The 25,576-nt window shown below is 59.6% G+C and carries 19 protein-coding genes and 1 tRNA gene; 11 read left to right on the top strand and 9 right to left on the bottom strand.

Features of this window, described 5'->3' with window-relative positions; translation table 11 throughout:
• Positions 1-131: 131 nt before the first annotated feature.
• Both C8D92_RS08120 and C8D92_RS08115 read right to left on the bottom strand, forming a co-directional pair.
• Positions 132-461, bottom strand: a complete 330-nt coding sequence (locus C8D92_RS08120; protein ID WP_095609457.1) for a DUF7352 domain-containing protein — start codon at positions 459-461, stop codon at positions 132-134.
• Between the two features lie 111 nt (positions 462-572).
• Complete coding sequence (locus C8D92_RS08115) at positions 573-1,439, bottom strand: LysR family transcriptional regulator (protein ID WP_095609458.1); 867 nt, start codon at positions 1,437-1,439, stop codon at positions 573-575.
• 227 nt (positions 1,440-1,666) lie between these two features.
• On the opposite strand from C8D92_RS08115, the gene rpsU reads away from it, so the two are divergent.
• The 4 genes from rpsU to C8D92_RS08095 all read left to right on the top strand — a co-directional run bounded on the left by rpsU (position 1,667) and on the right by C8D92_RS08095 (position 5,855).
• The gene (gene rpsU, locus C8D92_RS08110) at positions 1,667-1,882 is read left to right on the top strand and encodes a 30S ribosomal protein S21 (protein WP_095609459.1); all 216 of its coding nucleotides are present in this window, start codon (positions 1,667-1,669) and stop codon (positions 1,880-1,882) included.
• A gap of 116 nt (positions 1,883-1,998) precedes the next feature.
• Positions 1,999-3,708 (top strand): DNA primase, encoded by a 1,710-nt coding sequence (dnaG, locus tag C8D92_RS08105; protein ID WP_116919015.1) that lies wholly within the window; start codon positions 1,999-2,001, stop codon positions 3,706-3,708.
• Between the two features lie 180 nt (positions 3,709-3,888).
• A complete protein-coding gene (gene rpoD, locus C8D92_RS08100; protein ID WP_095609460.1) occupies positions 3,889-5,712 on the top strand; it encodes an RNA polymerase sigma factor RpoD in 1,824 nt (607 codons plus the stop codon).
• 66 nt (positions 5,713-5,778) lie between these two features.
• Positions 5,779-5,855: transfer RNA gene (locus C8D92_RS08095), tRNA-Ile, on the top strand.
• Positions 5,856-6,013: 158 nt separating this feature from the next.
• Here C8D92_RS08095 and C8D92_RS08090 read toward each other — a convergent pair.
• From C8D92_RS08090 to C8D92_RS08060, 7 genes are all read right to left on the bottom strand, one after another.
• Complete coding sequence (locus C8D92_RS08090; RefSeq protein WP_095609470.1) at positions 6,014-6,580, bottom strand: PIN domain-containing protein; 567 nt, start codon at positions 6,578-6,580, stop codon at positions 6,014-6,016.
• A 6-nt stretch (positions 6,581-6,586) separates the two neighbouring features.
• Positions 6,587-7,039: a helix-turn-helix domain-containing protein gene (locus C8D92_RS08085; protein WP_095609471.1), complete on the bottom strand. Its 453-nt coding sequence runs from the start codon at positions 7,037-7,039 to the stop codon at positions 6,587-6,589.
• Positions 7,040-7,211: 172 nt separating this feature from the next.
• Positions 7,212-10,406 carry a type I restriction endonuclease subunit R gene (locus C8D92_RS08080; protein ID WP_095609472.1) on the bottom strand — a complete coding sequence of 1,065 codons (3,195 nt, stop codon included), beginning with the start codon at positions 10,404-10,406 and terminating at the stop codon, positions 7,212-7,214.
• 72 nt (positions 10,407-10,478) lie between these two features.
• Complete coding sequence (locus C8D92_RS08075) at positions 10,479-11,849, bottom strand: restriction endonuclease subunit S (RefSeq protein ID WP_095609473.1); 1,371 nt, start codon at positions 11,847-11,849, stop codon at positions 10,479-10,481.
• A gap of 117 nt (positions 11,850-11,966) precedes the next feature.
• Positions 11,967-12,281 carry an Abi family protein gene (locus C8D92_RS16025; RefSeq protein ID WP_095609474.1) on the bottom strand — a complete coding sequence of 105 codons (315 nt, stop codon included), beginning with the start codon at positions 12,279-12,281 and terminating at the stop codon, positions 11,967-11,969.
• 145 nt (positions 12,282-12,426) lie between these two features.
• Entirely contained in the window at positions 12,427-14,403 is a 1,977-nt protein-coding gene (locus tag C8D92_RS08065) for a type I restriction-modification system subunit M (protein WP_095609475.1), read from the bottom strand.
• A 633-nt stretch (positions 14,404-15,036) separates the two neighbouring features.
• Positions 15,037-15,813: an FCD domain-containing protein gene (locus C8D92_RS08060; RefSeq protein ID WP_095611640.1), complete on the bottom strand. Its 777-nt coding sequence runs from the start codon at positions 15,811-15,813 to the stop codon at positions 15,037-15,039.
• Positions 15,814-16,041: 228 nt separating this feature from the next.
• Here C8D92_RS08060 and C8D92_RS08055 point away from each other — a divergent pair, with 228 nt between their 5' ends.
• The 7 genes from C8D92_RS08055 (at position 16,042) to C8D92_RS08025 (ending at position 25,488) form a co-directional block, all read left to right on the top strand.
• Positions 16,042-16,863 carry a (Fe-S)-binding protein gene (locus C8D92_RS08055; protein WP_095611641.1) on the top strand — a complete coding sequence of 274 codons (822 nt, stop codon included), beginning with the start codon at positions 16,042-16,044 and terminating at the stop codon, positions 16,861-16,863.
• Positions 16,860-18,302, top strand: a complete 1,443-nt coding sequence (locus C8D92_RS08050) for a LutB/LldF family L-lactate oxidation iron-sulfur protein (RefSeq protein WP_116919014.1) — start codon at positions 16,860-16,862, stop codon at positions 18,300-18,302. Before C8D92_RS08055 ends, C8D92_RS08050 begins: the two co-directional genes overlap by 4 nt.
• Complete coding sequence (locus C8D92_RS08045) at positions 18,299-18,973, top strand: LutC/YkgG family protein (protein ID WP_116919013.1); 675 nt, start codon at positions 18,299-18,301, stop codon at positions 18,971-18,973. Before C8D92_RS08050 ends, C8D92_RS08045 begins: the two co-directional genes overlap by 4 nt.
• A complete protein-coding gene (locus C8D92_RS08040; RefSeq protein ID WP_116919012.1) occupies positions 18,970-21,786 on the top strand; it encodes an FAD-binding and (Fe-S)-binding domain-containing protein in 2,817 nt (938 codons plus the stop codon). The genes C8D92_RS08045 and C8D92_RS08040 overlap by 4 nt, the downstream gene beginning before the upstream one ends.
• Positions 21,787-22,309: 523 nt before the next feature.
• The gene (locus C8D92_RS08035) at positions 22,310-23,383 is read left to right on the top strand and encodes a TRAP transporter substrate-binding protein (protein ID WP_095611645.1); all 1,074 of its coding nucleotides are present in this window, start codon (positions 22,310-22,312) and stop codon (positions 23,381-23,383) included.
• Positions 23,384-23,485: 102 nt separating this feature from the next.
• The gene (locus C8D92_RS08030) at positions 23,486-24,124 is read left to right on the top strand and encodes a TRAP transporter small permease subunit (RefSeq protein ID WP_116919011.1); all 639 of its coding nucleotides are present in this window, start codon (positions 23,486-23,488) and stop codon (positions 24,122-24,124) included.
• Positions 24,124-25,488: a TRAP transporter large permease gene (locus tag C8D92_RS08025; RefSeq protein ID WP_095611647.1), complete on the top strand. Its 1,365-nt coding sequence runs from the start codon at positions 24,124-24,126 to the stop codon at positions 25,486-25,488. Before C8D92_RS08030 ends, C8D92_RS08025 begins: the two co-directional genes overlap by 1 nt.
• Positions 25,489-25,576 lie beyond the last annotated feature (88 nt).

Genomic DNA, 25,576 nt, shown 5'->3' with positions numbered 1-25,576 from the left:
CCCCAATGATAGCAAAATCCGAGGAGTCTCTGATGGTGGGAATCGAAGAGTGGTGGCGTGGCGACCGCCCCTGACGTCCCGCCTGGTTCAGTCGGTCACCGACCGAACCAGGCGGGACGCCGGGCCATGGTTCATGCGGCGTGAATCCAGGAACGCGATGCGTCAGCGGAGTCGCCCGGCTGCTCCTGAGTCAACTGGAAAACGTGGTACGCCTCCGGACCAAACGGGTCCACCGCCGTGTCAACATACTGATAGGAGTCGGCGATGGGCTCCCCCGAGCGGACGACACAGAACGTACTGGTCGTCTCAGGGATATCCACTTTCAGAGGCACCTCAACCCAGAGGCAGACGCGCTTCTCAGCCACAATGTACTCGCAGCGCACGACGCGCGAACCTTCTTTCAATGCCAGGGCGACTGGATCGCCGGACAGTTCCAGGCCGTATTTGTGGATCGTCTTCATGGGATGCCCTCCTTTACTGCATTGCTGACCTCAGAGACAGCATCGCCGAAATGCACCGTCGATAAAATCAGTTTTTATCGTTTTTTTGTTCGAATTTTACGATTTTTCAGGTCAGCCACAGATGGCGGCAACTCCCGGATGCTGCAACCCGTTAAGCCGGGTAATCGCATAGAGCTGATCTTCGACGGCATCAACCCGGCCTACCACATCAACCTCGTACTGGCGGCAAACCTCATCGGCAATCACCGTCGGCGCGGCAAAGACCCCGAGCCCAGACCGGCCAAACACCTTGATGAGTGCGCTGTCGTCAATCTCGGCGGCCTCCCGGACCACCACACCATGATGCTGCAGCCACTCCATCAGGGACTGATAGTACGGCGCCTCCAGGGCATTCGCGAGAAACGGAACACCATCCAGGCTCTGGGGAAACCCCTCTTTCAAACCGGCCGCCAGTGTCGGTTCGGCAAAAAGACTGATCGAGGTACTGCCGACAGGGTGAAGATGCCAGCGGAACTCATCGTCCGCGGGCGGGACCCGATCGGTGAGCACCACCTGGAGCTCCCGCCCCCGCAGGGCGCGTATCAGGTCGGCCGGTGTGCCGGTGCGGCATTTCAGCGTGAGCGGAACCGCGGCTTCCAGGGCCGGCGCAATCAGCCGGTAGGCCAGCAGCTTGTGAATGGACGCTGAAATGCCGATATTCAGCTCCAGTGACTGCGTCTCATTCTTCTGGGACAGGTAGTTTTCCAGCTGCATCGCCGTCTGAAACATGGCATCGGCGTAGCGGAACACACCATGGCCACGATCAGTCAACTGCAACGAGCGCCCCCGTCTGACAAACAGCTGAACACCCAGCGACGACTCCAGGCTGGCGACCTGTCCACTCAACGTCTGAGGCGCAAGGTGAAGGCATTCACTGGCCCGGGCAACGGAGCCCTCCCGGGCCACCACCCAGAAATAGTGCAGATGTTTGAAATTCATAGTCTCTCCACAAATACCGCTGAAACGCCATCGACAGATGGCCCGCCGGGGAAAACCGGCCCCGGAACTTTACAAGCGCTGGGCGAGAAGATATAGTCCCACACCCTTAAACCGCCGACTGGCTGTTTTTTAGACATCAACAGCCACAGACGGTCATCGCAAGTCACCGCAAACCGACGGTGGCGAACAGGATTGTTTACCAGACATCAAAGGTAGGTGATTGCCGAATGCCCTCTGTTAAAGTGAAAGAGAACGAGCCGTTTGACGTAGCCCTGCGTCGTTTCAAGCGCTCCTGCGAAAAAGCCGGTGTTCTTTCCGAAGTGCGTCGTCGTGAGCACTATGAGAAGCCGACAGCCGTTCGCAAGCGCAAGGCAGCTGCGGCCGTCAAGCGCCATCTCAAGAAGCTGCAGCGGGAACAGCGCCGTTTCGAGCGCATGTACTGATCTCGTCAGCACGCGCTGACCAGCGGCGAAGGCGCCATTGCTTTCGCCAAGGGTAAAATGCCGCCGGAGCACTGCTTCGGCGGCATTTTTGGCTCAGGGTTCCCTGCGGAGACGTGATGAGCGGCCTCATCCCCCAACGCTTTATTGAAGAGCTGATGGACCGAATTGATCTGGCGGAACTGATCGGCGGTCGCGTTCAGCTCAAGAAAGCGGGGGCGAACTATAAGGCACGGTGCCCGTTCCACGACGAAAAAACACCGTCCTTCAACGTTCGTCCGGACAAGGGGTTTTACCACTGCTTTGGGTGTGGCGCCCACGGGGACGCCATCAGCTTCCTCCGGGAAATGGACGGACTCAGCTTTACGGAGGCGGTCGAGGACCTGGCAAAACGCGCCGGGCTCGAAGTGCCTTACGATGAATCCGTTAAGCAGGAGATTCAGCAGGCGCGCACGCTGACCGAAGCGCTCGATTTCGCCGGCGGTTTCTATCGCAAGGCCCTAGAGCGCTCCGATGCCGGCTATGCACGGGAGTACCTGAAGGGACGGGGGCTGGATGCCGCCACGATTGATCGCTACGGCCTCGGGTTTGCACCCCCGGACGGTGACGCGCTCTACCGGGCCGCCGGGCCGGATCTGGGGAAGCGACTGATCGAGACCGGCACGGTATCGGACCGGTTTGGACGACCGCGCGACCTGTTCCGCAACCGGATCATGTTCCCGATCCGCAACTCGCGCGGCCGAACGGTTGCGTTCGGCGGGCGCACACTGGGCGACGACAAGGCGAAATACATCAATTCGCCGGAATCCGACGTCTTCCACAAAAGTCGCGAGATCTATGGGCTCTACGAGGCCCGACAGGCGCTGCGCCAGGTCGACCGACTGCTGGTCGTCGAAGGCTACATGGATGTGATCGCCCTGGCCCAGCACGGCATTCATGAAGCGGTGGCGACGCTGGGCACCGCCACAAACACGGACAGCCTTCAGGCGCTGCTGCGCCATGCCCGGCACATCGTCTTCTGCTTTGACGGCGACACCGCGGGCTTCCGCGCGGCCGACAAAGCCATGGAGAATGCCCTGGAACTGCTGAACGATGGTATGCATCTGCAGTTCCTGATGCTGCCGGAGGGCGAGGACCCGGACACCCTGGTGCGCCGGGAGGGCGCCGAGGCATTCCGTGAGCGCATTGAGTCGGCCAGCCCCCTGTCGCGCTTCCTGTTCGATCGTCAGCGCACGGGGCTGGACCTGACCTTGGGCGAGCACCGGGGCGAGTTGCGCACGCGCGTAAAACCGTTGCTGAACAAAATGCCCTACAGCGCCCTCCGTGACGCGATGTGGCAGGAGCTGCGCCGCGTTTCCCGATTCGACCCGAGGGAACGCGCCAAAAGCGGGAACGGCCCGGAACCCGCCAGGGAAGAACCGGTCGAAATCAAAGTGGACAAGGCCACCAGCCTTTGCCTTGGATTGGTGGAGGCTCCGGAACTGGCCGCCGACGTTCAGGAGCACGCCCGGCACGACCGCGCCCTGGCCGACGCCGTGGCGCTGGCGGACTGGATACAGGAACAGGGCATTCGTGACCGCAGTGCGCTGTTTCGGTCATTGGCGCTGGACGCCAGCGCCCGGCAACGCTTTTTCCACCTGTTTGATGGACTGGAATACGTACCGGCTCGAGAGCAGGCCCTGGCAACCGTCCAGGACATGCTTCAGCCGGACAACGAAGCCCGGCGGCGATCACGAATCAATACGCTGATGCGACGGATGGCCAGCGGCGAATGCACGGACGCCGAACGCGAGGAATTGAAACGGTTAACCAGCGGCAATGGGTCTTAAGTGACTCTTCATGCCGCGCAAAATCAGCGGGTTAACAGGGCGGGCCGAACCGGTGCCTTGAAACGGGCACGCCCCGCCCTCAGTTCGTACAAACCGAGGCCAAGTGGCAGAGCCAAGGCTCGAACGCTATAATGGCTGTTTATCTTTTCACCTTTTCACGAGTGAGTCCATAGGGTGTCTATGTCAGGCAACGCGCAGAAGTCACAGCTAAAAGACCTCATTGCACGGGGTAAAGAGCAAGGGTACCTGACCTACGCCGAGGTGAACGACCACTTGCCGGAGGATATCGCCGATCCGGATCAGGTGGAAGACATCATCCGGATGATCAATGACATGGGCATCCAGGTGACCGAAGAGGCGCCGGACACCGACGAGCTTCTGATGACGGACGGCGACTCCGCCGCCGACGAAGCAGCGGCCGCGGAAGCCGCAGCGGCTCTGGCCGCGGTGGAAACCGACGCCGGCCGCACCACTGACCCGGTGCGCATGTACATGCGCGAGATGGGCACCGTCGAGCTGCTGACCCGCGAAGGCGAAATCGTGATCGCCAAGCGCATCGAGGAAGGTATCCGGGACGTCATGGCCGCTGTGGCACATTTCCCCGGCACTGTTGGCACGGTCATCCAGGCCTACGAGCGCATCATCGAGAACGAAGGTCGGATCAGCGACATCGTTACCGGTTACCTCGACCCGGACGGCGCGGAACCCTTCATGCCCGAACCAGAACCCTCGGCCTCGGAAGACGATGAAGACGACGAGGAATCCGAGAAGGAAAACGGCCCGGACCCGGAAGAAACCCGCCTGCGCTTCAAACTGCTGGGCGAGAAGAAAGCCGCCGCGGAAAAAGCGCTCGAGAAACACGGGCGGGACAGCAAACAGGCTCAGAAGGCACTGGACGAACTGGGCGAGGTCTTCGCTCCGTTCAAGCTCTCCAACAAGGCGTTTGAAGAGCTGGTCAACCTCGTTCGCTCGACCAACGAAGCCGTGCGCGAGAACGAGCGGGCTGTTATGCAGATCTGCGTGAAAGAATGCCGCATGCCCCGCAAGGAGTTCATCAAGAGCTTCCCGGGCAACGAGACCGATCTGGACTGGGCGCAGAACGCGGCCAATTCCGACAAGAAGTACGCGGCGGCCCTGTCGGAGCGGGTGGACGAGATTGCCCGCCTGCAGAAGCGGATTGTGAACATCCAGCAGGACGTCGACCTGACTGTTTCCGAAATCAAGGAAATCAACCGCCGCGTCTCCATCGGCGAAGCCAAGGCCCGTCGCGCCAAGAAAGAGATGGTCGAGGCCAACCTGCGGCTGGTGATCTCCATCGCCAAGAAGTACACGAACCGCGGTCTGCAGTTCCTTGACCTGATTCAGGAAGGCAACATCGGCCTCATGAAGGCGGTCGACAAGTTCGAATACCGCCGTGGTTACAAGTTCTCGACCTACGCCACCTGGTGGATCCGTCAGGCCATTACCCGCTCCATCGCGGACCAGGCCCGGACCATCCGGATTCCGGTCCACATGATCGAGACGATCAACAAGCTCAACCGGATCTCCCGGCAAATGCTGCAGGAGATGGGCCGCGAGCCGACTCCGGAAGAGCTGGGCGAGCGCATGGAAATGCCCGAGGACAAGATCCGCAAGGTGCTCAAGATCGCCAAGGAACCGATCTCCATGGAGACACCGATCGGCGACGACGAGGACTCGCATCTGGGCGACTTCATCGAGGACATCCAGGCGCTGTCCCCGGTCGACTCCGCTACGGCAGAAGGCCTGCGCGAGTCCACGCGCTCCGTTCTGGGCGGCCTGACAGCCCGCGAATCCAAGGTGCTGCGCATGCGGTTCGGCATCGAGATGAATACCGACCACACGCTGGAAGAAGTCGGCAAGCAGTTCGACGTCACCCGCGAGCGGATTCGTCAGATCGAGGCGAAAGCGCTGCGCAAACTGCGCCATCCGTCCCGCTCCGACCACCTGCGCGGCTTCCTCGACGAGCAGGGCTCGTCCTCCTGACCCGGTGGCGGGCGCCTTCCCGCCTTCGTATAATGGCGCCCGCTTTCAGATTTCGTTTTTCAGGTTGGGCCTTTAGCTCAGTTGGTCAGAGCAGTCGACTCATAATCGATTGGTCGCTGGTTCAAGTCCAGCAAGGCCCACCATTCCTTTTCCTGAACTCAGACCATCAATCGACCTCGAGTCAGGAGCGCGCCGGAGAGTCGCTGGACTAATCCGGCCCCACATCACAGATGTGGGTCGCTCAGGCCATGCAAAGCGATGCTTTGCGAACGGCATGGCCTTCGCCCAGCATTAAGCCAACTTACAGAAAGCCAGCGTACTCTCGCAGGCGAGACACCGTCTGGGGAAGCTGTTGCCTCTGAAGGATCGCCAGAAAATCGTCAACGCAATACTCGGGGTTCGTCAATGCGGCACGCTGGGCATGAATAGCCCGACAGCAAAGGGCAGGCGCCATGTCGATCTGGTAAAGAATAAAGTCGTCGGGATGGATGATGTCGATGTCGTACGGGCGGACGAACTCTTCAGGGAAGTCTTTGAGGTTGAATGTGATGATCGCATTGGCATTGCAACGTATGGCAGCCGCCAGCACGTGCCGGTCGTCAGGGTCTGGCAAAGTCAGACAGTCTATAAGAACCTCATAACCGTGGACCTTCGCATCCCGGACATGCCGATCCATCAGGTCTCTGGCCCGTTCAAGCGTCGTCCGGGAATGCTTCCCTGAGCGAAGAAGGGCATTGATCCACTCGTCGTGAATCGCATCCGTCCATTGCGCTTTGAACAGATCTGTCAGGGCAAGACGCATCAATGTATCCCGCAAGGGGGCGGGGTACAGCACGCAAGCATCGTAGACAACCGTGAACTTGCTCATGACTCTCTAGTACCCCATGCCCTCTTGCTGAGATAACTCGGCCAGTTCATCCAGCGCGACACGTCGTTGCTCGTCGGTCTGCTCCTTGTACGCCAATACGTCCTGCAGTTTGACCCTCCGATGCGAACCGACTTTACGAAAGGGAATATCGCCCTCCTCAAGCAGGCGAACCAAAAACGGTCGGCTGACATTCAGCAAGTTCGCAGCGTCCTGCGTGCTGACCTCCTGGTGATAAGGGATCAGGCTGATTGCATTACCCTGTGACACCTCGCCGAGAACATCCAGCAGGATCTGCAGGATATGGCCCGGCAACACCATCTCATCAGACTCACCACCGTCGCCACGCAACGACAGATTGACCCGGTCGACATTCGCGTACTTTGACAGAGTACGACTGGATTGCTTGGCCTGCTCAACCTCCGCCGGCGTAGGCAAATGGACAATTTTCTGAGCCGACATCACATGTCTCCCGATGCTGAAATGACGATCTTTCTTGAGAGGTATTGTGGCTCACAAACGAAATATTCGAAACAATCGAAATAGACGAAATAATTATAAGGCCTGAAGGAAATCGGGAATAAACGTCGTCAAAACCGTCGACGACGTTACCCGAGCAGCAAAGGCTGCGTCGTCACGCCTCACCCGCCCCGGGATACACCGAGCTCGGAGCACTGTGCTTCGCCAACAACAGCCGCAACACCAGGTGCGCGAGCTTGTCTTCGGCCTCAGTCGTGGCCATGGCGCGTTCAGCCATGCTGGCGTGCTCTTCCATGTCATCGAGGATGAAATCGCGCAGGCGCTCGGGGAAGGAGCCGTGCATGATCTGGTTGGGGTCGTTGTGGCGAACCTGGCTCATGACGGATTCATCGCGTTCAATCCGTCCGGCCAGCCCGTAGGCGTAGTGGAGCTGATCGTCGTCGTTGATTTCGCTTCCGAAGATTTCGTTGAGCGAGTCGATGATTTCAGACAGACGCTTCTTCTCCGGGTCGTGCGGTTTGCCGGAGCCAAGACCGCTCACCGGCTGAACGGTGTACTCCTCGCCGTCCTCGCCCAACGCTACCTGATGCTCGGCCTGTTTGTTCAGGCGGTAGTGCGTCAGCGACAGATCGGACACGTCGATGTCGTCGTCCAGGCGCTCCATGCGCAGGAGTGGGTGCAAGCCCCGGGCATACACGCACAGCCGTTCGAGATCCGCGTCATCGTAGAAGATGATCTGTGAGAGGAATTCATACGCCCGCACGTAGCTCTGAAGGTCCTTTCGGAAGGTGTCCAGGGCGTCCCGCGCCTCTCCGGCCTCCTTGAGCTCGTGCTCAGCGCGCTTGAGGCCGTGCTCATCGCCATTTTCCTCAGCTTGCTTGGCCTCGGCTTTCGCGCGATCCATTCGGGTCTGTGCGTCTTCATAGCGAGCCCGAAACCGGTCTTTCGCTGGGCGGCAGGCGTGATTCAGGCGGGCCTGCCTGGCGTCCGGGTCGAAGAAGGCGTTCGCGTAGGCGGTGACTTCATCCCAGGTGTAAATCCCGGAGTCGTTCAGCTTGTCGAACAGGTCGTAGACCACCTGCGCATCGGACACGTCCGCCAGCTCGGTCTGCTGATAAAACGGCTCGAACGCCTCACGGATGTCTTCAATGTCATTCACGAAATCAAGAATGAACGTGTCCTTGCCGGGGAAGATCCGGTTGAGCCGGGAGAGCGTCTGCACGCACTCGACACCCTTGAGCTTCTTGTCCACGTACATCGCGCAGAGCTTGGGCTGGTCAAAGCCGGTCTGGAACTTGTTCGCTACCAGCATAACGTTGTAATCGCCGGTATCGAACGCCTCGGCATGGTCACGCCCGTGGAGCCCCGGGTTCAGAAGCGCACTGGTTTCAGTGACTGACTCCGGAATGACATCGTCCGCGGCCACCTCGCCCGAAAACGCCACGAGCGGGAACACGTTGTCGTAGCGATGCTCCTTAACATACTCACTCATCGCGAGCATGTAACGCACCGCCTCCTGGCGACTGGCGGTGACCACCATCGCCTTTGCCTGGCCGTCCAGCAGGTGGCGCACGTTGGCTCGAAAGTGCTCGACGATGACCTCCACCTTCTGGCGGATGTTGTACGGGTGCAGTCGGACCCAGCGCGCCAGCGTCGCCGACGCTTTGCGGGATTCGACCTCCTCGTCATCCCCATACGGATGGGCCAGCCGCCACGCGACACTGTAGGTGGTGTAGTTGCGCAGCACATCGAGAATAAAGCCTTCCTCGATAGCCTGGCGCATGGAGTACAGATGGAACGGCTCGGGCCGATTGTCCACGCTGGCCGGTTCATCCGGGTTGGGTGGCCGGCCAAACAGCTCCAGCGTCTTCGCCTTCGGCGTGGCCGTGAACGCGTAATAGCTCAGTTTGGTGGGCGGTTGGCGTGACGCCACCGCCGCATCCAGCATGGCCTCCGCGCTGACTTCCTCCGTCTCGTCGTCCGCCTCATGACCCAGAATCGCCTTGAGCTTGGTGGCAGAGCTGCCCGTCTGTGAGGAGTGGGCCTCGTCCGCAACTACTGCGTAGCGGCCTTGCGCCAGGCTCTGATTCGCCTCTAGCGCGTCATACAACGCCGGGAACGTCTGGATGGTCACCACGATGATGCGGGTGCCCCGGGCGAGCGCCTCCGCGAGCTGCTCGGATTTGCTCTGGGTGGTTTTCTCATCCCGGGTAATCGGGCACACCATGCCCTCGGTGCGCTCGAACTGGCGGATGGTGTTCTGAAGCTGGCTGTCCAGCACCGTGCGGTCGGTAATTACGATGACGGAGTTAAAGAGCTTGTTGTCCTGCTCGTCATAGAGCCCGGCGAGCTGGTGCGCCGCCCAGGCAATGGAATTGGACTTGCCGGAACCGGCACTGTGCTGGATGAGATAGCGCTCACCGGCGCCTTCGTTCCGGGTGGTGTCGATAAGACGGGTCACCGCATCCCACTGATGATAACGCGGGAAGATCATCGTCTCTTTCTTGCGGATGTTGCCGTGGAAGTCCGGCTCTTCCTCCTGCTCCAGATGCAGGAAGCGCTGAAGAATCCGCAGCCAGGCGCTCGGGGCGAACACCTCGTTCCAGAGATACCCCGTCGCATAGTCATCGGGATTGGCCGGGCTCGGATTGCCTGCCCCACCCTCCAGTGTGCCCTTGTTGAATGGCAGAAACCGGGTGTCCTTCCCCGCCAGTTTGGTGGTCATGGCCACCTCGTCCTGGCTGACAGCGAAATGCACCAGCGCCCCCGTCTTGAACGCGAGCAACGGCTCATACTGACGGGAGGTAGGCGCCTTCAGCGGTCGGTCGAACTGGTACTGCCGCTTGGCGCGTTCCACCGACTGTTTGAACTCGCTCTTGAGCTCCAGCGTCGCTGTGGGAATGCCGTTCACGAACAGCACCAGATCCAGCCGAGGGTTGTAGGTACCCTCCTTCGCGTACGGCGAATAGGACACCTCCGGCACCACGCGCAGCCGGTTGGCGGTAAAGCGCTGCTCCGCCTCCGGGTTCATGCCGTGGTCGGGCTGGAAGGCGCAGGTGTCGATGTAATGGCCGGGCAGGCGCACCGGATTGCGCAGGACGAAGAGCGTGCCTTTCTTGCGCCGCTCCCGGTCCACCGCCACGCACAGCTGACGCTCCGGATTCCCGGGGTAGGCTTTGGCGAACTTCTGCCAGCGATCCGGATAGGCCTCCTTGAAGAAATCCACCAGATCCTGGGTGTAGAGCGCCAGCTCCCGGTCATAGCCGTCCGCCTTGCCGGTCTGCCACCCCTGGGCGGTCATCTCGTTGATGATGTCCTTCTGGAACTGGTGCTCTCGTTCGTCGGCCATGACGTTGCGCTTTGCTCTGTCTTATCGAATTGCTCCCACTCTAGACCATAAGCCGTATTCGTTGAATCGGGCTTAGGCCGGAGCTTCTTCGCTGGCGGTGGATTGAGGGAAGGTTTCGGAGACCGGTGGTTCCCAGTTGCGGACATCGATCTTGCCGGTGACAGCTGCCGATATCAGGGCTGACCGGCGCTCTTTCATGAGGGCAATAGATCTCTCTGCTTTGTCAACAAGGGCATCTGACTTCGCGAGCTTGGCCTCTACCTCATCAACGATCCCTTTCTGTTCCCGAATGCCAGGTAGAGCTATTTTCACCTCTTTTAGGTCGGCCACCCCAACGTTTTCTTGTGTGTTTGCGTTGATCGCATTTGAGATTCCCTGAATGAAAGCATCAGACTGAAAGTAGAAGAATAGATAGATCCCAGATACTAGGTTGACTTGTGGCCTGATCGTCACGCATGAGTAAGAAACAACGAATTCTTTACTAATGTCGACATAAGAGACAGTCCCAATAGTTGCATAGCGAGCCATAATGACATCGCCTTCCGATGTTCTTATTTTTCTGGTCAACTTCAGGAACTCATCACGCGAGATCTTTTTGCACGAGTCAAGGTCAATTTCGCTTGCAAACCTACGAAGGTCTCCAGTCATGACGTACGGAATACCGGAATCGACCGGAGTAGGCATGTAATGATCTACGTCTGCAACAAGTTCAAGAGCGTGTTTTAAAGAGGCTACACTCCAATGCTCGGGCACCTCGCCCAGCCACTCCACCCCGGAATCCTTCATCGCCACATCCGGATCCAGTCCCTTGGTCACAGCATGGGAAATCACCGCCTGGCGCTTTTCCTTGAGCAGCTCGATCAGGCGTTGCTGTTCGGCGATCAGGGCGTCGATGCGGGCGGTTTGGTGGTCGAGGAAGCGGGCGATTTGGGTTTGTTCGTTTAAGGGCGGATACAGGCCTGTGAGCCTCCCAAATACTTCCGGATACAACCTCAATCGTGAATCGATAACTCCCGAAGAAAAAGTTTTGAAATAGCCAATATACTCATCACTTCGGAGCAGATAATGGTAATATCGAGCATGAACCTCACACACAAAACGGAAGACTGCATATGACGGACTCACGATTCCATAGTGATCAGAAACACCGAGCCCGCGCTTCCATGCGAGCATGATGTTCATGACTAGATCGGTGGGTTCGCAAAGCTTATACCCCTCTAATGATTCGGCCCGACTTAGATGCTCGCCATCTTCCATTACCTCCATGCGAGGCTTTACCCCATAGTACTCGGAAACAGAAAGGAGCTGCTCTTCCCCGGTTTGAGAGCCTCGGTTAACCTCCTTGAGAATCTGCTTAAACCTTACAATTGCCCAATGACTGGGAACTTGATCAAGCCCGACGAACCCCGCGTCTTTGTACTCTGGATAACTCGGATAGCTCATACCGCCATCTCCTCAATCATCCGCTTGACCATGTCCGTGCATTCCTTGATGCCTGCATCGATCCCAGCATGTCCGTTCTCTGAATCGCTTGGAAAAATCATCCCTCTCCCCTTGTGTTCAACACGGCGTCACGCCAGAACGGCTCGTCGCCCCAGGTTGCCGGGAAGCCCATGTGCGGTCTGGATACCTGCGGGTAACGATTGAGCAAAGCCACCTACCGTTCAGCACATCATCAAAGCGGCTGCCCTGCAGAAAACGATGCTCCGCCCGATTCGGTTGATAGAAAGGGCGTGTGTACGCGGATAACCGAAAGTAGCTGATATTGGCGAGAAAGTGTCGGGCGCGATCCGCATCAGGCACATTCAACCCACGGTCACGCAGCGTCTGGATTTGTTCGTCAATACTGTGGGCAGGCTTGTGGAAGTCGGTCATTGACGACCCCCAGACACAAAAAACCCGCCAAAGTGTGCATCGTGGAGAGGCATGGCGGGTGTGTTATCCAGCATATTAAGAAACACGGCCCCACCCGTCAAGGCACGGGGGGCGGCATGAGTAACGGTCCCATCCACCCGCATCATCACGCCGAGAGTTCCTCAATCATCTGCTTGATCCGGTCGGTGCACTGCTTCAGATCCGCATCAATCTCTTCCAGCGGCCTGGGCGGTTCGAACACGTAGAAGTGGCGGTTGAAGGGGATTTCGTAGCCGACGATGCCCACTTCGCCGTCCTTGTCATCAGTTTTGGACTCATCGATCCAGGCGTCCGGCACATGGGGCAGGACTTCGCGCTCGAAGTAGTCGTAGACGGACTCGCCGAGCGGGACGTTCTCGTTGTCACGCAGGTCCGGATTGGGTTCGATGCGGCCTTTTTTGTCCCGGCAGTAGTCGGCCTCGTCGTCGTGTTCCCCCAGGGCCTTCCAGATGTTCTTGAGCTGCGCCGCGCTGGGGTAGAACTGCGCGTCGGTGCAGGCGTTTTTCAGGGCGGCGAGGAAGTCTTCCCGATTACGGTAGATTGTGTCGCCCAACGTGTCACAGGCAGCCAGTAGGGCGTTCTGTTCGTCCTCCGAGAGTTTGCCGAAGAACTTTTCCTCCTGCAGGCGGGCCAGGCGCTCCTCGCTGGCCTGGAAGTTGAGCTGCAGTGGGCGCTCCACGGTGATGCGCCGGTAGCCAAAGGCCTGGGTCGGGAAGATCTTGCTCTCGTCCGTCTCCTCGAACCGGCCGTACTGGCGCACGATCGCGTCCTGCTCGGACTCGGGGATGTAGTGGCGCTTGCTGCCCAGCGATTTGCGCATCTTGGCGTAGCGGTCCGTCGCGTTGATCAGCTGCACTTTGCCTTTGCGTACGTCTGGCTTTTGGTTGGACAGCACCCAGACGTAGGTGTTGATGCCGGTGTTGAAGAAGGCATCGGAGGGCAGCGCGACAATGGCCTCCACCAGGTCGTGCTCCAGCAGGTAGCGCCGGATCTCGGATTCACCGCTGCCGGCACCGCCGGTAAAAAGCGGCGAGCCATTCAGGATGATGCCAATGCGTGAGCCACCGTCCTCGCGGGCACGCATCTTCGCGACCAGGTGCATGAGGAACAGCAGGGAACCGTCGGACACACGCGGCAGGCCTGGGCCAAATCGCCCGTTGTAACCCTGTTGTTTGTGCTCCTTTTCCACCTGCTCGCGCACCTTCTTCCAGTCCACGCCGAACGGCGGATTGCTGAGCATGATGTCGAAGTGCTCGCCCCGGAGCTGGTCATCGGACAGCGTGTTGCCGCGCCTGATATTCCGAACCGGCTGACCTTTGATCAGCATGTCGCCCACGCAGATGGCGTAGGACTCCGGGTTGAGCTCCTGACCGCTCAGTGACACCTGCACGTCGTTGCTGATGGCATTGACGTAGGCCTCGCCTTCGGAGAGGAAGCCCCCCGTCCCGGCTGTCGGGTCATAAATGGTCAGGATGCGCCCCGGCTGGAGCCGGTCTTCCTCACCGGTGAGCACCAGTGATGTGGCGAGGTGCACGATATCGCGCGGCGTGAAGTGTTCCCCGGCCGTTTCGTTGGAGCTCTCCGCGAATTTGCGGATCAGCTCCTCGAAGATCGCGCCCATGCCGTAGTTGGAGATGCGCTGGGGGCTGAGATCCACGGCGCTGAAGGCCTGAACCACCTGATAGAGAAGGTCGCTGCCCTCGAGCAGCTGCACAAAGTCCTCGAAGTTGAAGTGTTCGAAGATCTCCCGCGCTTCCTCACTGAACGAATGCACGTAGCTCAGCAGGTCTTCACCGGTCTGGGTGTCGGACAGCTGGGACAGGGTGAGCTTCGAGGCGTTGTAGAAGTCCTGCCCGGAGGCCCGGCGCAACAACCGGTCTCGGGCCGTCTCCGGTTTGTTCTCGTGCTGCTCCGCTGCCGCCAGCACCGCTTCCTTGGTCGGCGCCAGCACACATTCCATCCGCCGCAGAAGCGTAAACGGCAGAATGACCCGCCCGTACTGGGACTGCTTCATATCACCGCGCAACAAATCGGCGATGGACCAGATAAATGAGGCCAGTTCGGAATGGTTCTCCGTGTTCATGACTGCTCCCTGGTGAGGTGATACCGCGCGAAGAACAACACGCGCCTGCGACAGGTCGTGTCGGTTCGGTTTGCGCGTTTTGGCGCATAGCGTGTCCTGAAATCAGGATGGCGTCAAAGGATCGGCCCCCGGTTGAGTCGTTGTGCCGGGCTGAACCAATACCGGGGCTTAGTCACTCGCTCCAGGGAAGACGTTTTGTGGCACTATCATGGCGATGATGAACGACTGGCAAACCATCTGCCGTCGCTCCCCGGGCAAGACTCTCAGCGGGCGCTATCTGTAATGGATATGGGCGTACCGGAAAACTGGAAAAGCTGGTGGTAACACGGGGAGGCAGACAATAAGAACCCCCGCGTTAGTTTCTTTCGAAACCAAGAGGCAGGGGCCGTGTTGGCAACGATAGTAGTGCCGTAAGACTGGCTTATCAACCAGCTTGTTAGACACTTTTTGCATAAAAGGGATCATCAGCCCATGGCCATCGAGCAAGGCATCTGTGAACTCAAACCATCAATCGGCCTCGGGTCTGGACCACGCCGGAAAGTCGCTGGACGACGCCGGTACTTGCAAGAGCATCGGCGAGCCATCCCTGCATTACACTGACGACGTGACGCTCAGGTCCGGCAAGGGGCCCCCTCAGGTTTGCGCCAGCTGCTCCCGTCGCCGCGAACGTTCCAGGCGCTCGTACGTTTCGTTCTGCTCTCCGAGTACGCTCGCCACGTACTCGATGTGCTGCCCGGCACACTCTCGGGCGTCTTCTGCCCGACGTTCCACAATGGCTTCGAACAGGCGACGGTGCTGCGCCATGAGCTGACTCTGAGTCTCGGCATCCTTCGCGTACATGCCGCCGATGTTGGTGACCACATTCACCTGCAGCAGACTGAAAATGCCGCGGATGGTATGCAGCAGAATCGCGTTGTGACTGGCTTCGGCGATGGCAAGGTGGAAGCCCGCATCGGCCTCACCTTCCTCCTTCAGGCTGGTCTCGTCGCATTCCGCATAGCAGGCCTGAAGCGCTTCGTAGGCTTTTCGGATATGAGCAAGATCCGGCTCCGTGGCCCTCAGGGCCGCATAGTAGGCGCAGTCTGCTTCGACCGTCCGGCGGAATTCGAGAAGATCGCTCTGAGCGCTGGCACGGTTGCGCAGGAGTGTGATCAGCGGATCACTGAAGCTTGACCCGAGTGATTCGGAGACGTAATTCCCGCCTCCATGACGACTGACAAGAAGCCCGTTTGCACCCAGCTTCTGAACCGCCTCACGCAGGGACGGGCGGGAAACACCAAAGCGCTCAGCCAGGACCCGTTCGGCAGGAAGTCGCTCACCAGGCTGCAACGTTCCCTCCAGGATCATGGTCTCCAGCTTTTCAACGATCGTGTCAGCAATACGTGTCGGCGCAATTCGTTCGACAGCCATAGCCTCTCTTATCCGTGTGATCCGGCCCTCTATTCTGCGCTCTGATCGAGCGGCGTGGAAGATTCCAGCGCCACATTGCCACCAAAGTCTGACCAATTTCCTTTGACAGCCCACTCTGAGCGACCCTAATGTAGAGGCGCCAAAGTTGTTAATTGGTATTACCAGTTAACCGAAAAACAACGATAGACGCAACTGCGCCGAAGCACCGGCGTCTCAGGACCACCCGTCATGACAGATCTGTTCTACGATGCCTCGCCCAACGCGACGCGCATTGTCCAAAGCAACAAAGCCGGACGAGAGTACCCGGAGAAGCCGGACCGAGTTGTGCTGTTTGGCACCTGTGTCGTTGACCTGTTTTTCCCGGAGGCGGGAATGGACGCGATCCGACTGCTCGAACACCAGGGCATACAGGTCGATTTTCCACAGAACCAGAGCTGTTGCGGACAACCTGCCTGGACATCCGGCTATCGCGAACAGGCGGAGTCCGTGGCCAGAGCCCAGCTGGCACTGCTCGACACCGGCACGCCGGTCGTTGTGCCTTCCGGTTCCTGTGCGGGCATGATCCGCCACCACTACCCTGGACTGTTCAATCACGAACCCCAGACCCGGGACCGCGCGTTGCGTGTCGCCGAGAATACGTTCGAGCTGACGGAGTTCCTGCTGAATGTCTGCCGGGTTCGCCTGCAGGACCGTGGCCGCCATCGCCAGGTGGCGCTTCATACCTCATGCACGGCACGCCGTGAGATGCAGACGCACCATCACGCCAGAGGCCTACTGGCGCAGCTTTCCGGCGTCACACGAGTCGATCACGATCATGAAAGCGAGTGCTGTGGCTTCGGGGGCACCTTCTGTGTCCGCATGCCCGATATTTCAGGCGCTATGGTGGCGGACAAAACCCAGTCACTGAGCCAGTCGGGTGCGGACGAACTCATCAGCGCCGATTGCGGCTGCCTACTCAATATCAATGGCGCGATGAACAGACAGAACCTCAATCTCAAGGGGCGCCATATAGCCAGTTTCCTTTGGGAGCGTTGTCAGGAGGGCTCATGACACAATCCATCCCGGTGACCAATCTCGACGGCGATTTCAAGACTCGGGCGCGCCACGCGCTGGATGATGCACAGCTGCGCAACAACTTCCGCACCGCGATGGATGGTCTGATGCACAAGCGCGAACAGGCCTTCAGCGACCCACAGGAACGTGAAGACCTTCGGGATCTGGGCAACCGCATCCGTGCCCGCGCCCTGTCCCAACTCCCGGACCTGCTCGACCAGCTGGAGCAGAGGTTGACCGCCAACGGCGTCCGGGTGCACTGGGCGGAGACCACCGAGGAAGCCAACGAAATCGTTCATCGGCTAATCGAAGCCCAGGAGGGGCGGCAGGTGGTCAAGGGCAAGTCCATGGTCAGCGAGGAAATGGAGCTGAACGACTACCTGGCGGAACGAGACATCGAATGCCTGGAATCGGATCTGGGCGAATACACCGTTCAGCTCGACCATGAAAAACCGTCACACATCATCATGCCAGCCATCCACAAGAACGCCCGGCAGGTTGCACGGCTGTTTCAGGAGAAGCTCGGCGGGGAACTCAGTGACGATATCCATGAGCTGGTCGGCACCGGTCGCCAGATACTGCGACAAAAGTTCATGGAAGCCGACGTCGGCGTCTCCGGCGTGAACTTTGCCGTGGCTGAGACCGGTACGCTGGTGCTTGTGGAAAACGAGGGCAACGGCCGAATGAGCACCACGGTGCCACCGGTGCACATTGCCGTGACCGGCATCGAGAAAGTGGTGGCCAACCTCCGGGATGTGGTCCCATTGCTGTCACTACTGACCCGCTCGGCGCTGGGTCAGCCCATCACCACCTACATCAACATGATCTCCGGACCGCGCAAGGACGACGAACGCGACGGGCCGAGGGAGGTTCACCTGGTCCTGCTGGACAACGGCCGTAGCCGCGCCTTTGCGGACGCCCAGCTCAGACAGACGCTCAACTGTATCCGCTGCGGGGCGTGCATGAACCACTGCCCGGTCTATACCCGCGTGGGAGGCCATACCTACGGCGAGGTCTACCCTGGCCCCATCGGCAAGATCCTCACCCCGCACCTGGTCGGCCTGGACCGCGTCCCGGACCATCCCTCGGCGTCGTCGCTTTGCGGTGCCTGCGGAGATGTCTGCCCGGTCAAAATACCGATACCGGAATTGCTCCAGCGATTGCGCGAGGAGAACGTCAGACACCCCGAGGACTCGGAGGCGGCCGTCGCTGGCGCGGGAAGCCGGTACTCCAACCGCGAGCAACTGATCTGGAGGGGCTGGCAGTGGCTGAATACCCACCCGCGAATCTATCGCCTGTTTCTTTGGGGCGTCACCCGTTTGCGTCGACTTCAACCCGCGCGGCTGCGCCCCTGGACCGATTACCGCAGCGCACCGACGCCGGCAGCTCGATCGCTGCATGAACAGGCTCGCAACCACATGAGGAGCAAATCATGAGCGCCCGTGACGGGATTATGCGTCGGCTACGCGCCGGCCTTGAGGGGAGTCAGCCTCGACCGGACGAGTTCGACGCAACCCTCGTCACCAGGACATGGCGCTATGACAGCACTGAAGCCAGAGTCGAGCGGCTCACTCGCCTCTTGGAAGCCGTCCACACAGAGGTACACCGGACAACTCAGGGCGACTGGCCTCAGCGTCTTTATGAGCAACTGCGCACGCGAGGAATCCCCAATCTTCTGTTTGCGCCGGAAACCCCACACGGCTCCCAACTGAGCAAGGCCTGGGAGGTCAACGGGTCAGAGATCCACCTTACCCCTTGGGACGGCCCGATCGAAGAGTGGAAAGAGACGCTGTTCAACGACGTTAGTGCGTCTCTCACCGGCTCCGTCGGGGGCATTGCCGCCACCGGCACCCTGGCGATCTGGCCGGATCGTCATGAACCAAGGTTGATGAGCCTCGTCCCGCCGCTGCACATCGCGTTGCTGAAGGCCAGCACCATCGCCGACAACCTCTATGACCTGATGCAGACCCAGGACTGGGCGTCGGGAATGCCTACCAATCTACTGCTGGTCTCCGGTCCATCCAAGACCGCCGACATCGAGCAGGTTCTGGCCTACGGCGCTCATGGGCCGAAAGAACTGATTACGCTCATCCTGGAGGATGCATGACCCTGCCAGAGGAGGCCCTTGAGGCCATACGAGATCGCATTCCCGCCAGGCGAGTCTATACCGATGACATTTCAACTCTGGCCTATGGCACCGACGCCAGCTTCTATCGGCTCATCCCCAAGGTTGTCGTCAGGGTCGAGCAGGAGTCGGAGGTCGTTCACCTTCTGGGCATTGCCCGACGATACCAGGTTCCACTGACGTTCCGGGCCGCCGGGACCAGCCTGTCAGGCCAGGCAATCAGCGACTCCATTCTGGTCCTGCTGGGCGATCACTGGCAGGGTTACGACATCCGCCACAACGGTCGCCAGATCCGGTTACAACCCGGCGTGATCGGCGCGCAGGCCAATGCGTGGCTGGCGCCCTATGGCTACAAGATCGGGCCAGATCCTGCCTCCATCAACAGCTGCAAGATCGGAGGCATCGTTGCCAACAACGCCAGCGGCATGTGCTGCGGGACCGCCCAGAACAGCTACCAGACCATCCGTCACATGCGGCTGGTACTGGCCGACGGCAGCGTGCTCGACACCGAGGACCCCGCAGGCGTCCAGGCATTCCGAGCCAGGCATGCCGAACTGTTGGCACGACTGAATCAGCTGGCCCGGGAGACACGAGCGGACACCACTCTGAGACAGACCATTGAACACAAGTACCGTCTGAAAAACACGACGGGGCTGTCGCTCAACGCGCTGGTGGATTTTGACGATCCGCTCGACATTCTTGTCCACCTGATGATTGGCTCGGAGGGCACGCTTGGGTTTGTCAGTGCCGCCACCTACGACACGGTTCCTGACCCCGCTCATAAAGCCACAGCACTCATCATCTTTCCGGACGTGGAAACCTGTTGCCGGGCCGCATCCGACCTTCGGAAACAGCCTGTTGATGCCGTCGAACTGCTTGATCGCCGGAGCCTTCGCTCGGTGGAGAGTAAGCCGGGCATGCCCGACTGGATTCGTGACGTGTCTGACAGCGCCTGTGCGCTTCTTGTCGAGACCCGGGCGAGCAGTCCTGACAGCCTTGAAGAGCGGCTTGATAAGACCCGCGAGGCACTGGCCGCTTTCCCCGTCGAGCAGTCCGCCGACTTCACCACCGACAGAGCCAGATCGGAGCAACTCTGGGCCATCCGCAAAGGCACCTTCCCGGCGGTTGGTGCCGCCCGCCCGGTCGGTACCACCGTCATCATTGAGGACATCACCTTCCCGCTGGACCGATTGGCAGAGGGCGTGATGCGCCTTCAGACGCTGTTTGAGAAGCACGGCTATCACGACGCCATCATTTTCGGCCACGCGCTGGAGGGCAACCTTCACTTCGTTTTCCCGCAAGGATTCGATGATTCCGCAGAAGTGGCCCGCTATGAGGGCTTTATGCAGGAGGTGTCTCACCTGGTCGCCCGCGAGTTCGGAGGATCACTCAAAGCCGAACATGGTACCGGGCGCAACATGGCGCCGTTCGTCGCACTGGAGTGGGGCGAGCAGGCCTGGAACCTGATGTGGTCCATCAAGGGGCTTCTGGACCCCGATCATATCCTCAACCCGGATGTTGTCCTCTCCCGCGATCCGCAGATTCATCTGAAGAATCTCAAACCAATGCCAGCGGCCGATCCTCTTGTGGACCGCTGTATCGAATGCGGCTTCTGTGAGCCGGTTTGCCCCTCACAGGGACTTACCCTTTCGCCCCGGCAACGGATCGTTGTCTGGCGTGACATCCAGGACCGCCGGGCAGCAGGCGAGGATACCCGAAAGCTGGAGCACGCCTTCCACTATCGGGGCATCGACACCTGCGCCGCCACCGGCCTGTGCGCCCAGCGCTGCCCGGTGGACATCAACACCGGCGATCTGGTACGCCAGATTCGGGCACAAAACGCCCGGGGCCATACGGGGGCACAATGGCTGGCCGACCACTTTGCCGGCATACTGACGACAACCCGGCTTTCCCTTAAATTGGCAACCGCGACTGAAACCCTGCTGGGCGCACCGATAGTCCATCGTTTCAGCCAGAGAGCGCACCAACTCTCCGGAAAACGCCTGCCAGTGAGTAGTCTGGCCATGCCCCAACCGGTCCGGTTTATCCCATCGCCCACAGCGCCCCGGACGACCAAACCCCGAGTCGTGTACCTGCCCGCTTGCGTGTCCCGCGTGATGGGCCCCAGCCGGAGCGATGCCGAACAGGAGCCATTGATCGATAAAACACGCCAGCTGCTGGAAAAGGGCGGCTTTGAAGTCATCATTCCAGAGGGACTGGACTCCCTGTGCTGCGGCCAGCCTTTCGCTTCGAAGGGGTATCCAGACCAGGCACGACAAAAGCGTGAGCAATTGATAGCAACCCTCCTCCGGGCCACAGGGGATGGCCGGGACCCGGTATACTGCGACACCAGCCCATGCACACTGCAGCTGCAGGACGCCGCCCGGGAGGCCCGCATCAGGCTCTACGATCCGGTTCGCTTCATTCATGAATACCTTCTGGATCGATTGGCCATTGAGCCCGAGGACACCCCCATCGCCGTTCACGCGACCTGCAGCACCCAACACCTTGGCGAAGCGAGCGGGCTGATCGACATCGCTCGGCGCTGTTCAAACAACGTGGTTGTTCCCGAAGGCATTCACTGTTGTGGATTCGCGGGGGACAAGGGATTCACGACACCGGAACTGAACGAGCACGCGCTGCGGACTCTACCGGCACAGGTGCAGGGCTGCCGGGAAGGCATCTCGACCAGCCGGACCTGCGAAATCGGGCTCAGCGGCCATAGTGGGCTGGACTATCACAGCATCGTCTACCTGCTCGACCGTGTCAGCCAACCGCTGACACACCACCCCTGATAGCGTCCCGTCTGGTTAATTCGCTGACCGACTGAGAGCCCTGCCCCTCATCGGGGCCCCCTGAACACCCCGGAGCAATTGGTCAGTCCACTTCTGCAAAGAACCGCCACAAACCGCTGGCAATGCAGCGACGTCATCGTCAACCCAGGGAACATCGGCCGACTCGATGGGTATCCATTAGTCTAAGACGATCCGCAGCGCTGACGATTAACGCAAATCTCGCATCACCTTCTTAATCGATTTTATCCATTTTTCGATACGAACCACGCGATTTTCGGAGGACTTCGACCAATATGCGTCACTCTGCCGCAACAATGGAGCAACTTATTATTGGTCATACCAATTTACTTTTTGCCTTGAGTCATCAGCCAGACACCGCTACCTTCTGTCACACGGTCTGATTGAAATTCGATCAGGCAAACGGTTGTCACGACAACACCCCGGGTAGAGCCATTGAGAGGCACTACACTGAAGGGAACCAAGGAACCAACAATCACAACAAGACAGTTCGGAGAACACAACGATGAAACTAGTCCGATCGATTATCGCCTGCGCCAGCGCAGTGGCACTGTCCACAAGCGTTGCCTTCGCGGAGGATCTGCGCTGGAAGATGCCAGTGGCCTTCTCATCCAACCTGCCCGGCCTGGGCTCACCGTCCGCCTGGGTCGCCGACAACCTGACGACGGCATCCAACGGTTCCATCCAGGTTCGGCTTTATGAGCCTGGCAAGCTGGTACCCGCATTCGACATTCTGCAGGCCGTTTCCGATGGCAAGGTGCAGGCCGGTTATACCTGGATTGGCTATGACCAGGGCAAGGTACCGGCAATACCGCTGTTTGCGGCGGTCCCTTTTGGCATGAAGCCGTGGGCCTACATGGCCTGGTACTACCACGGTGGCGGACATGAGCTGCTTCAGGAAGTCTACGCCAACAAGGGCTTCGACGTTCACGCCCAGCTGTGCGGCATCATCGGCCCCGAGACGGCCGGCTGGTATTCCGAACCCATCGAAACCCTTGAAGACTACAAGGGCATGAAGATCCGCTTTGCTGGGCTTGGCGGCAAGGTTCTCGAGAAACTCGGAGCATCCGTCACGATGATGCCCGGAGGGGAACTGTTCCAGGCGCTGGAGAAGGGCACCATCGACGCGACGGAATTCTCCATGCCCGCCATCGATCAGATTCTGGGTTTCAACCAAGTCGTCAAATACAACCTCTTCCCAGGTTGGCACCAGCAGTTCACCGCCCAGTACATGCTGATCAATCAGAACGAGTGGGATAAGACGACCGAGGCCCAGAAAGCCCTGGTGGAAGCCTCCTGCACGGCCGCCACAACCCGTGGGCTGGCCGAAGGCGAATACAAAAACGGAAAGGTACTGGAAACGTTCCAGGAGAAGGGGGTCCAGGCCGACCAGATTCCCAGGGACATTCTCACCAAGCTTCAGCAAGTCACCCACGAGGTACTCAAAGAGGAAGCCGCCAAGGACGAGGACTTCAAACGGGTCTTCGAAAGCCAGCAGGAATTCCTCAAGAGCTACTCAACCTGGGCCAAGCGCGCCTACCTGCCCGTCGACATGACCACCATGGACGACAGCCAGTGAAGACATCAGGCAGGCCGGCGGGGATTCGCCAGCAATCCCCGTCGCTGCTTTTAACTTCTCGAGGCCCGAAATGGGCCTCGCTTGGTATTGAGGGGGCGGCTCATGCCCGAGCACGATGACAACCCAACCCTTTATGACGAAAACGCGACGATCGTCGGCGAAGTCGCGGAAGCGTCGTTGCATCATCACACGGAACTACCCCAGACCAGCGCCAGCCAGAAACTTGACCAATTGCTGATCTGGGTCGGCAAAAGCGCTTCCTGGCTGTGGCTTGCCACCGTCGCCGTGATTATCTGGGCGGTCATCGGGCGCTACGCCTTTGGCTCTGGCTCGGTGACGCTCGAGGAGTGGCAATGGCACATCGCCGGAACGGCCTGGCTGCTGGGCCTCGCCTACACTCTGGCTACCGACGACCATGTGCGGGTGGACGTCATCCACGAACGGTTGAGCATCCGGGCCCAGGCACGCATTGAGTTGCTGGGCCTTGTCGTCCTCCTTCTGCCGTTTCTGGGCCTCGCTCTGTACGAGATGACCCCCTACGCCATCAGTTCTTTCTCGCAGGGCGAAACCAGCCAGTCGCCGGCCGGCCTGTCCCACCGCTGGATTCTCAAAAGTGTGGTGGCACTGTCTTTTGCACTGCTGATCCTGGCAGCCCTGTCCCGACTGCTACGCGTCACCGCCCTGCTGTTCGGCTTTCCCAAGCCGATCCAGACCCACGACAATAAAAGGAAAGCAGCCTGATGTCTCTGGAAGCTCTTTTCGTCATCGGCATGTTCGCCACCTTTGGCGTCCTGCTGATGACCGGTTTTCCCGTCGCCTGGGTACTGGGCGGTACCGCCGTTATCTGGACGGTGGTGGGTGTGGTCGCGGTGGAACAGTTCGGCGCCAACCTCTGGTTCGACTACTCATCCTCCATGGGGCTGATCCCTGAACGGGTCTGGGGACTGGTTGAAAGCGAAACCCTTGTTGCCCTGCCCATGTTCATTTTCATGGGCATCATGCTGGATCAGTCCGGTATCGCCGAGAAGCTGATGAACAACATGGTCAAGCTGTTCGGGGCCATCCGCGGGGGATATGCCGTCACCGTGATCGCCATTGGCGTTCTGCTGGCAGCCACCACCGGCATCATCGGTGCCTCGGTGGTTCTTCTTGGCATGCTCTCACTGCCGGTCATGCTTGAGAACAAATACGACAAAGGCTTTGCAGTAGGCACGGCCTGCGCCACGGGCACACTGGGCATCCTGATTCCGCCCTCGATTATGCTGGTGCTGATGGCGGACCGCCTGGCCGTCCCGGAGGCCTCGGTAGGTGACCTTTTCATGGGTGCTTTCTTTCCGGGGCTGCTTCTGGGGGCAATGTATGTCGCCTACGCCATCCTGCGTCCGTTGCTACAGCCGCGCATCGCTCCGATTCCGGACGATCTCCCCAAGATCAGTCCCCGGGTCATCTGGGATGTCATCGTGGCGGTCATTCCAACAGCCGCCCTGATTCTCGGCGTTCTTGGCTCCATCTTCGCTGGTATCGCCACACCCACCGAGGCCTCTGGTGTGGGCGCTCTGGGTGCGTTGCTTCTCGCACTGGTGTCGCGGCGACTGACACTGCCGGTCATGAGGGACTCGCTCCACCAGACCACCCGGACCGCGGCCTTCATATTCGCCATCTTCGTCGGAGCAACCGCCTTCTCGGTCGTTCTGCGAGGGCTGGGTGGCGATCGCGTGATTGAGGAAGCCTTGCTGGGCCTGCCACTTGACCCCAACGGCATTATCATCGTGATCCTGTTCGCCGTTTTCCTCCTGGGCTTCTTCCTCGACTGGGTGGAAATCACGCTGATTATTCTGCCGCTTGTTGCCCCGGTCGTGCAGTCTCTGGGCTTCGATCTGGTTTGGTTCACCATTCTGTTTGCCATGTGCCTTCAAACGTCTTTCCTGACGCCACCGGTGGGCTTTGCCTTGTTCTATATAAAGGGCGTCGCGCCGCCAGAGATCAAGGTGACCGACATTTACAGGGGCGTTGTTCCGTTTATTCTCATTCAACTGGCGGCACTGATTCTGGTTTTCGTACTGCCCGCCATTGCGACCTGGTTGCCAAGCGTCGCTTACCAGTAGAACTTAACTGTCCTGATGACGGCAGCGTATATCTCAATGACGACGACGCCTGCATTGAGCCGTTCAACCCGCCAAGTAAGAGCGAACT

The sequence above is a fragment of the Tamilnaduibacter salinus genome (assembly GCF_003096655.1).
Classification (GTDB): domain Bacteria; phylum Pseudomonadota; class Gammaproteobacteria; order Pseudomonadales; family Oleiphilaceae; genus Tamilnaduibacter; species Tamilnaduibacter salinus.
This window is presented reverse-complemented; position numbering and strand designations above follow the sequence as displayed.

Bases quoted from the DNA above. Each gene is read 5' to 3' on its own strand.
- rpoD (WP_095609460.1), top strand. From the start codon at position 3,889: ATGTCAGGCAACGCGCAGAAGTCACAGCTAAAAGACCTCATTGCACGG.
- C8D92_RS08090 (WP_095609470.1), bottom strand. From the start codon at position 6,580: ATGAGCAAGTTCACGGTTGTCTACGATGCTTGCGTGCTGTACCCCGCC.
- C8D92_RS08045 (WP_116919013.1), top strand. From the start codon at position 18,299: ATGAGCGCCCGTGACGGGATTATGCGTCGGCTACGCGCCGGCCTTGAG.
- C8D92_RS08055 (WP_095611641.1), top strand. From the start codon at position 16,042: ATGACAGATCTGTTCTACGATGCCTCGCCCAACGCGACGCGCATTGTC.
- C8D92_RS08065 (WP_095609475.1), bottom strand. From the start codon at position 14,403: ATGAACACGGAGAACCATTCCGAACTGGCCTCATTTATCTGGTCCATC.
- C8D92_RS08085 (WP_095609471.1), bottom strand. From the start codon at position 7,039: ATGTCGGCTCAGAAAATTGTCCATTTGCCTACGCCGGCGGAGGTTGAG.
- C8D92_RS08030 (WP_116919011.1), top strand. From the start codon at position 23,486: ATGCCCGAGCACGATGACAACCCAACCCTTTATGACGAAAACGCGACG.
- C8D92_RS16025 (WP_095609474.1), bottom strand. From the start codon at position 12,281: ATGACCGACTTCCACAAGCCTGCCCACAGTATTGACGAACAAATCCAG.
- C8D92_RS08080 (WP_095609472.1), bottom strand. From the start codon at position 10,406: ATGGCCGACGAACGAGAGCACCAGTTCCAGAAGGACATCATCAACGAG.
- C8D92_RS08115 (WP_095609458.1), bottom strand. From the start codon at position 1,439: ATGAATTTCAAACATCTGCACTATTTCTGGGTGGTGGCCCGGGAGGGC.
- C8D92_RS08035 (WP_095611645.1), top strand. From the start codon at position 22,310: ATGAAACTAGTCCGATCGATTATCGCCTGCGCCAGCGCAGTGGCACTG.
- rpsU (WP_095609459.1), top strand. From the start codon at position 1,667: ATGCCCTCTGTTAAAGTGAAAGAGAACGAGCCGTTTGACGTAGCCCTG.
- C8D92_RS08050 (WP_116919014.1), top strand. From the start codon at position 16,860: ATGACACAATCCATCCCGGTGACCAATCTCGACGGCGATTTCAAGACT.
- C8D92_RS08040 (WP_116919012.1), top strand. From the start codon at position 18,970: ATGACCCTGCCAGAGGAGGCCCTTGAGGCCATACGAGATCGCATTCCC.
- C8D92_RS08060 (WP_095611640.1), bottom strand. From the start codon at position 15,813: ATGGCTGTCGAACGAATTGCGCCGACACGTATTGCTGACACGATCGTT.
- C8D92_RS08075 (WP_095609473.1), bottom strand. From the start codon at position 11,849: ATGAGCTATCCGAGTTATCCAGAGTACAAAGACGCGGGGTTCGTCGGG.
- C8D92_RS08120 (WP_095609457.1), bottom strand. From the start codon at position 461: ATGAAGACGATCCACAAATACGGCCTGGAACTGTCCGGCGATCCAGTC.
- C8D92_RS08025 (WP_095611647.1), top strand. From the start codon at position 24,124: ATGTCTCTGGAAGCTCTTTTCGTCATCGGCATGTTCGCCACCTTTGGC.
- dnaG (WP_116919015.1), top strand. From the start codon at position 1,999: ATGAGCGGCCTCATCCCCCAACGCTTTATTGAAGAGCTGATGGACCGA.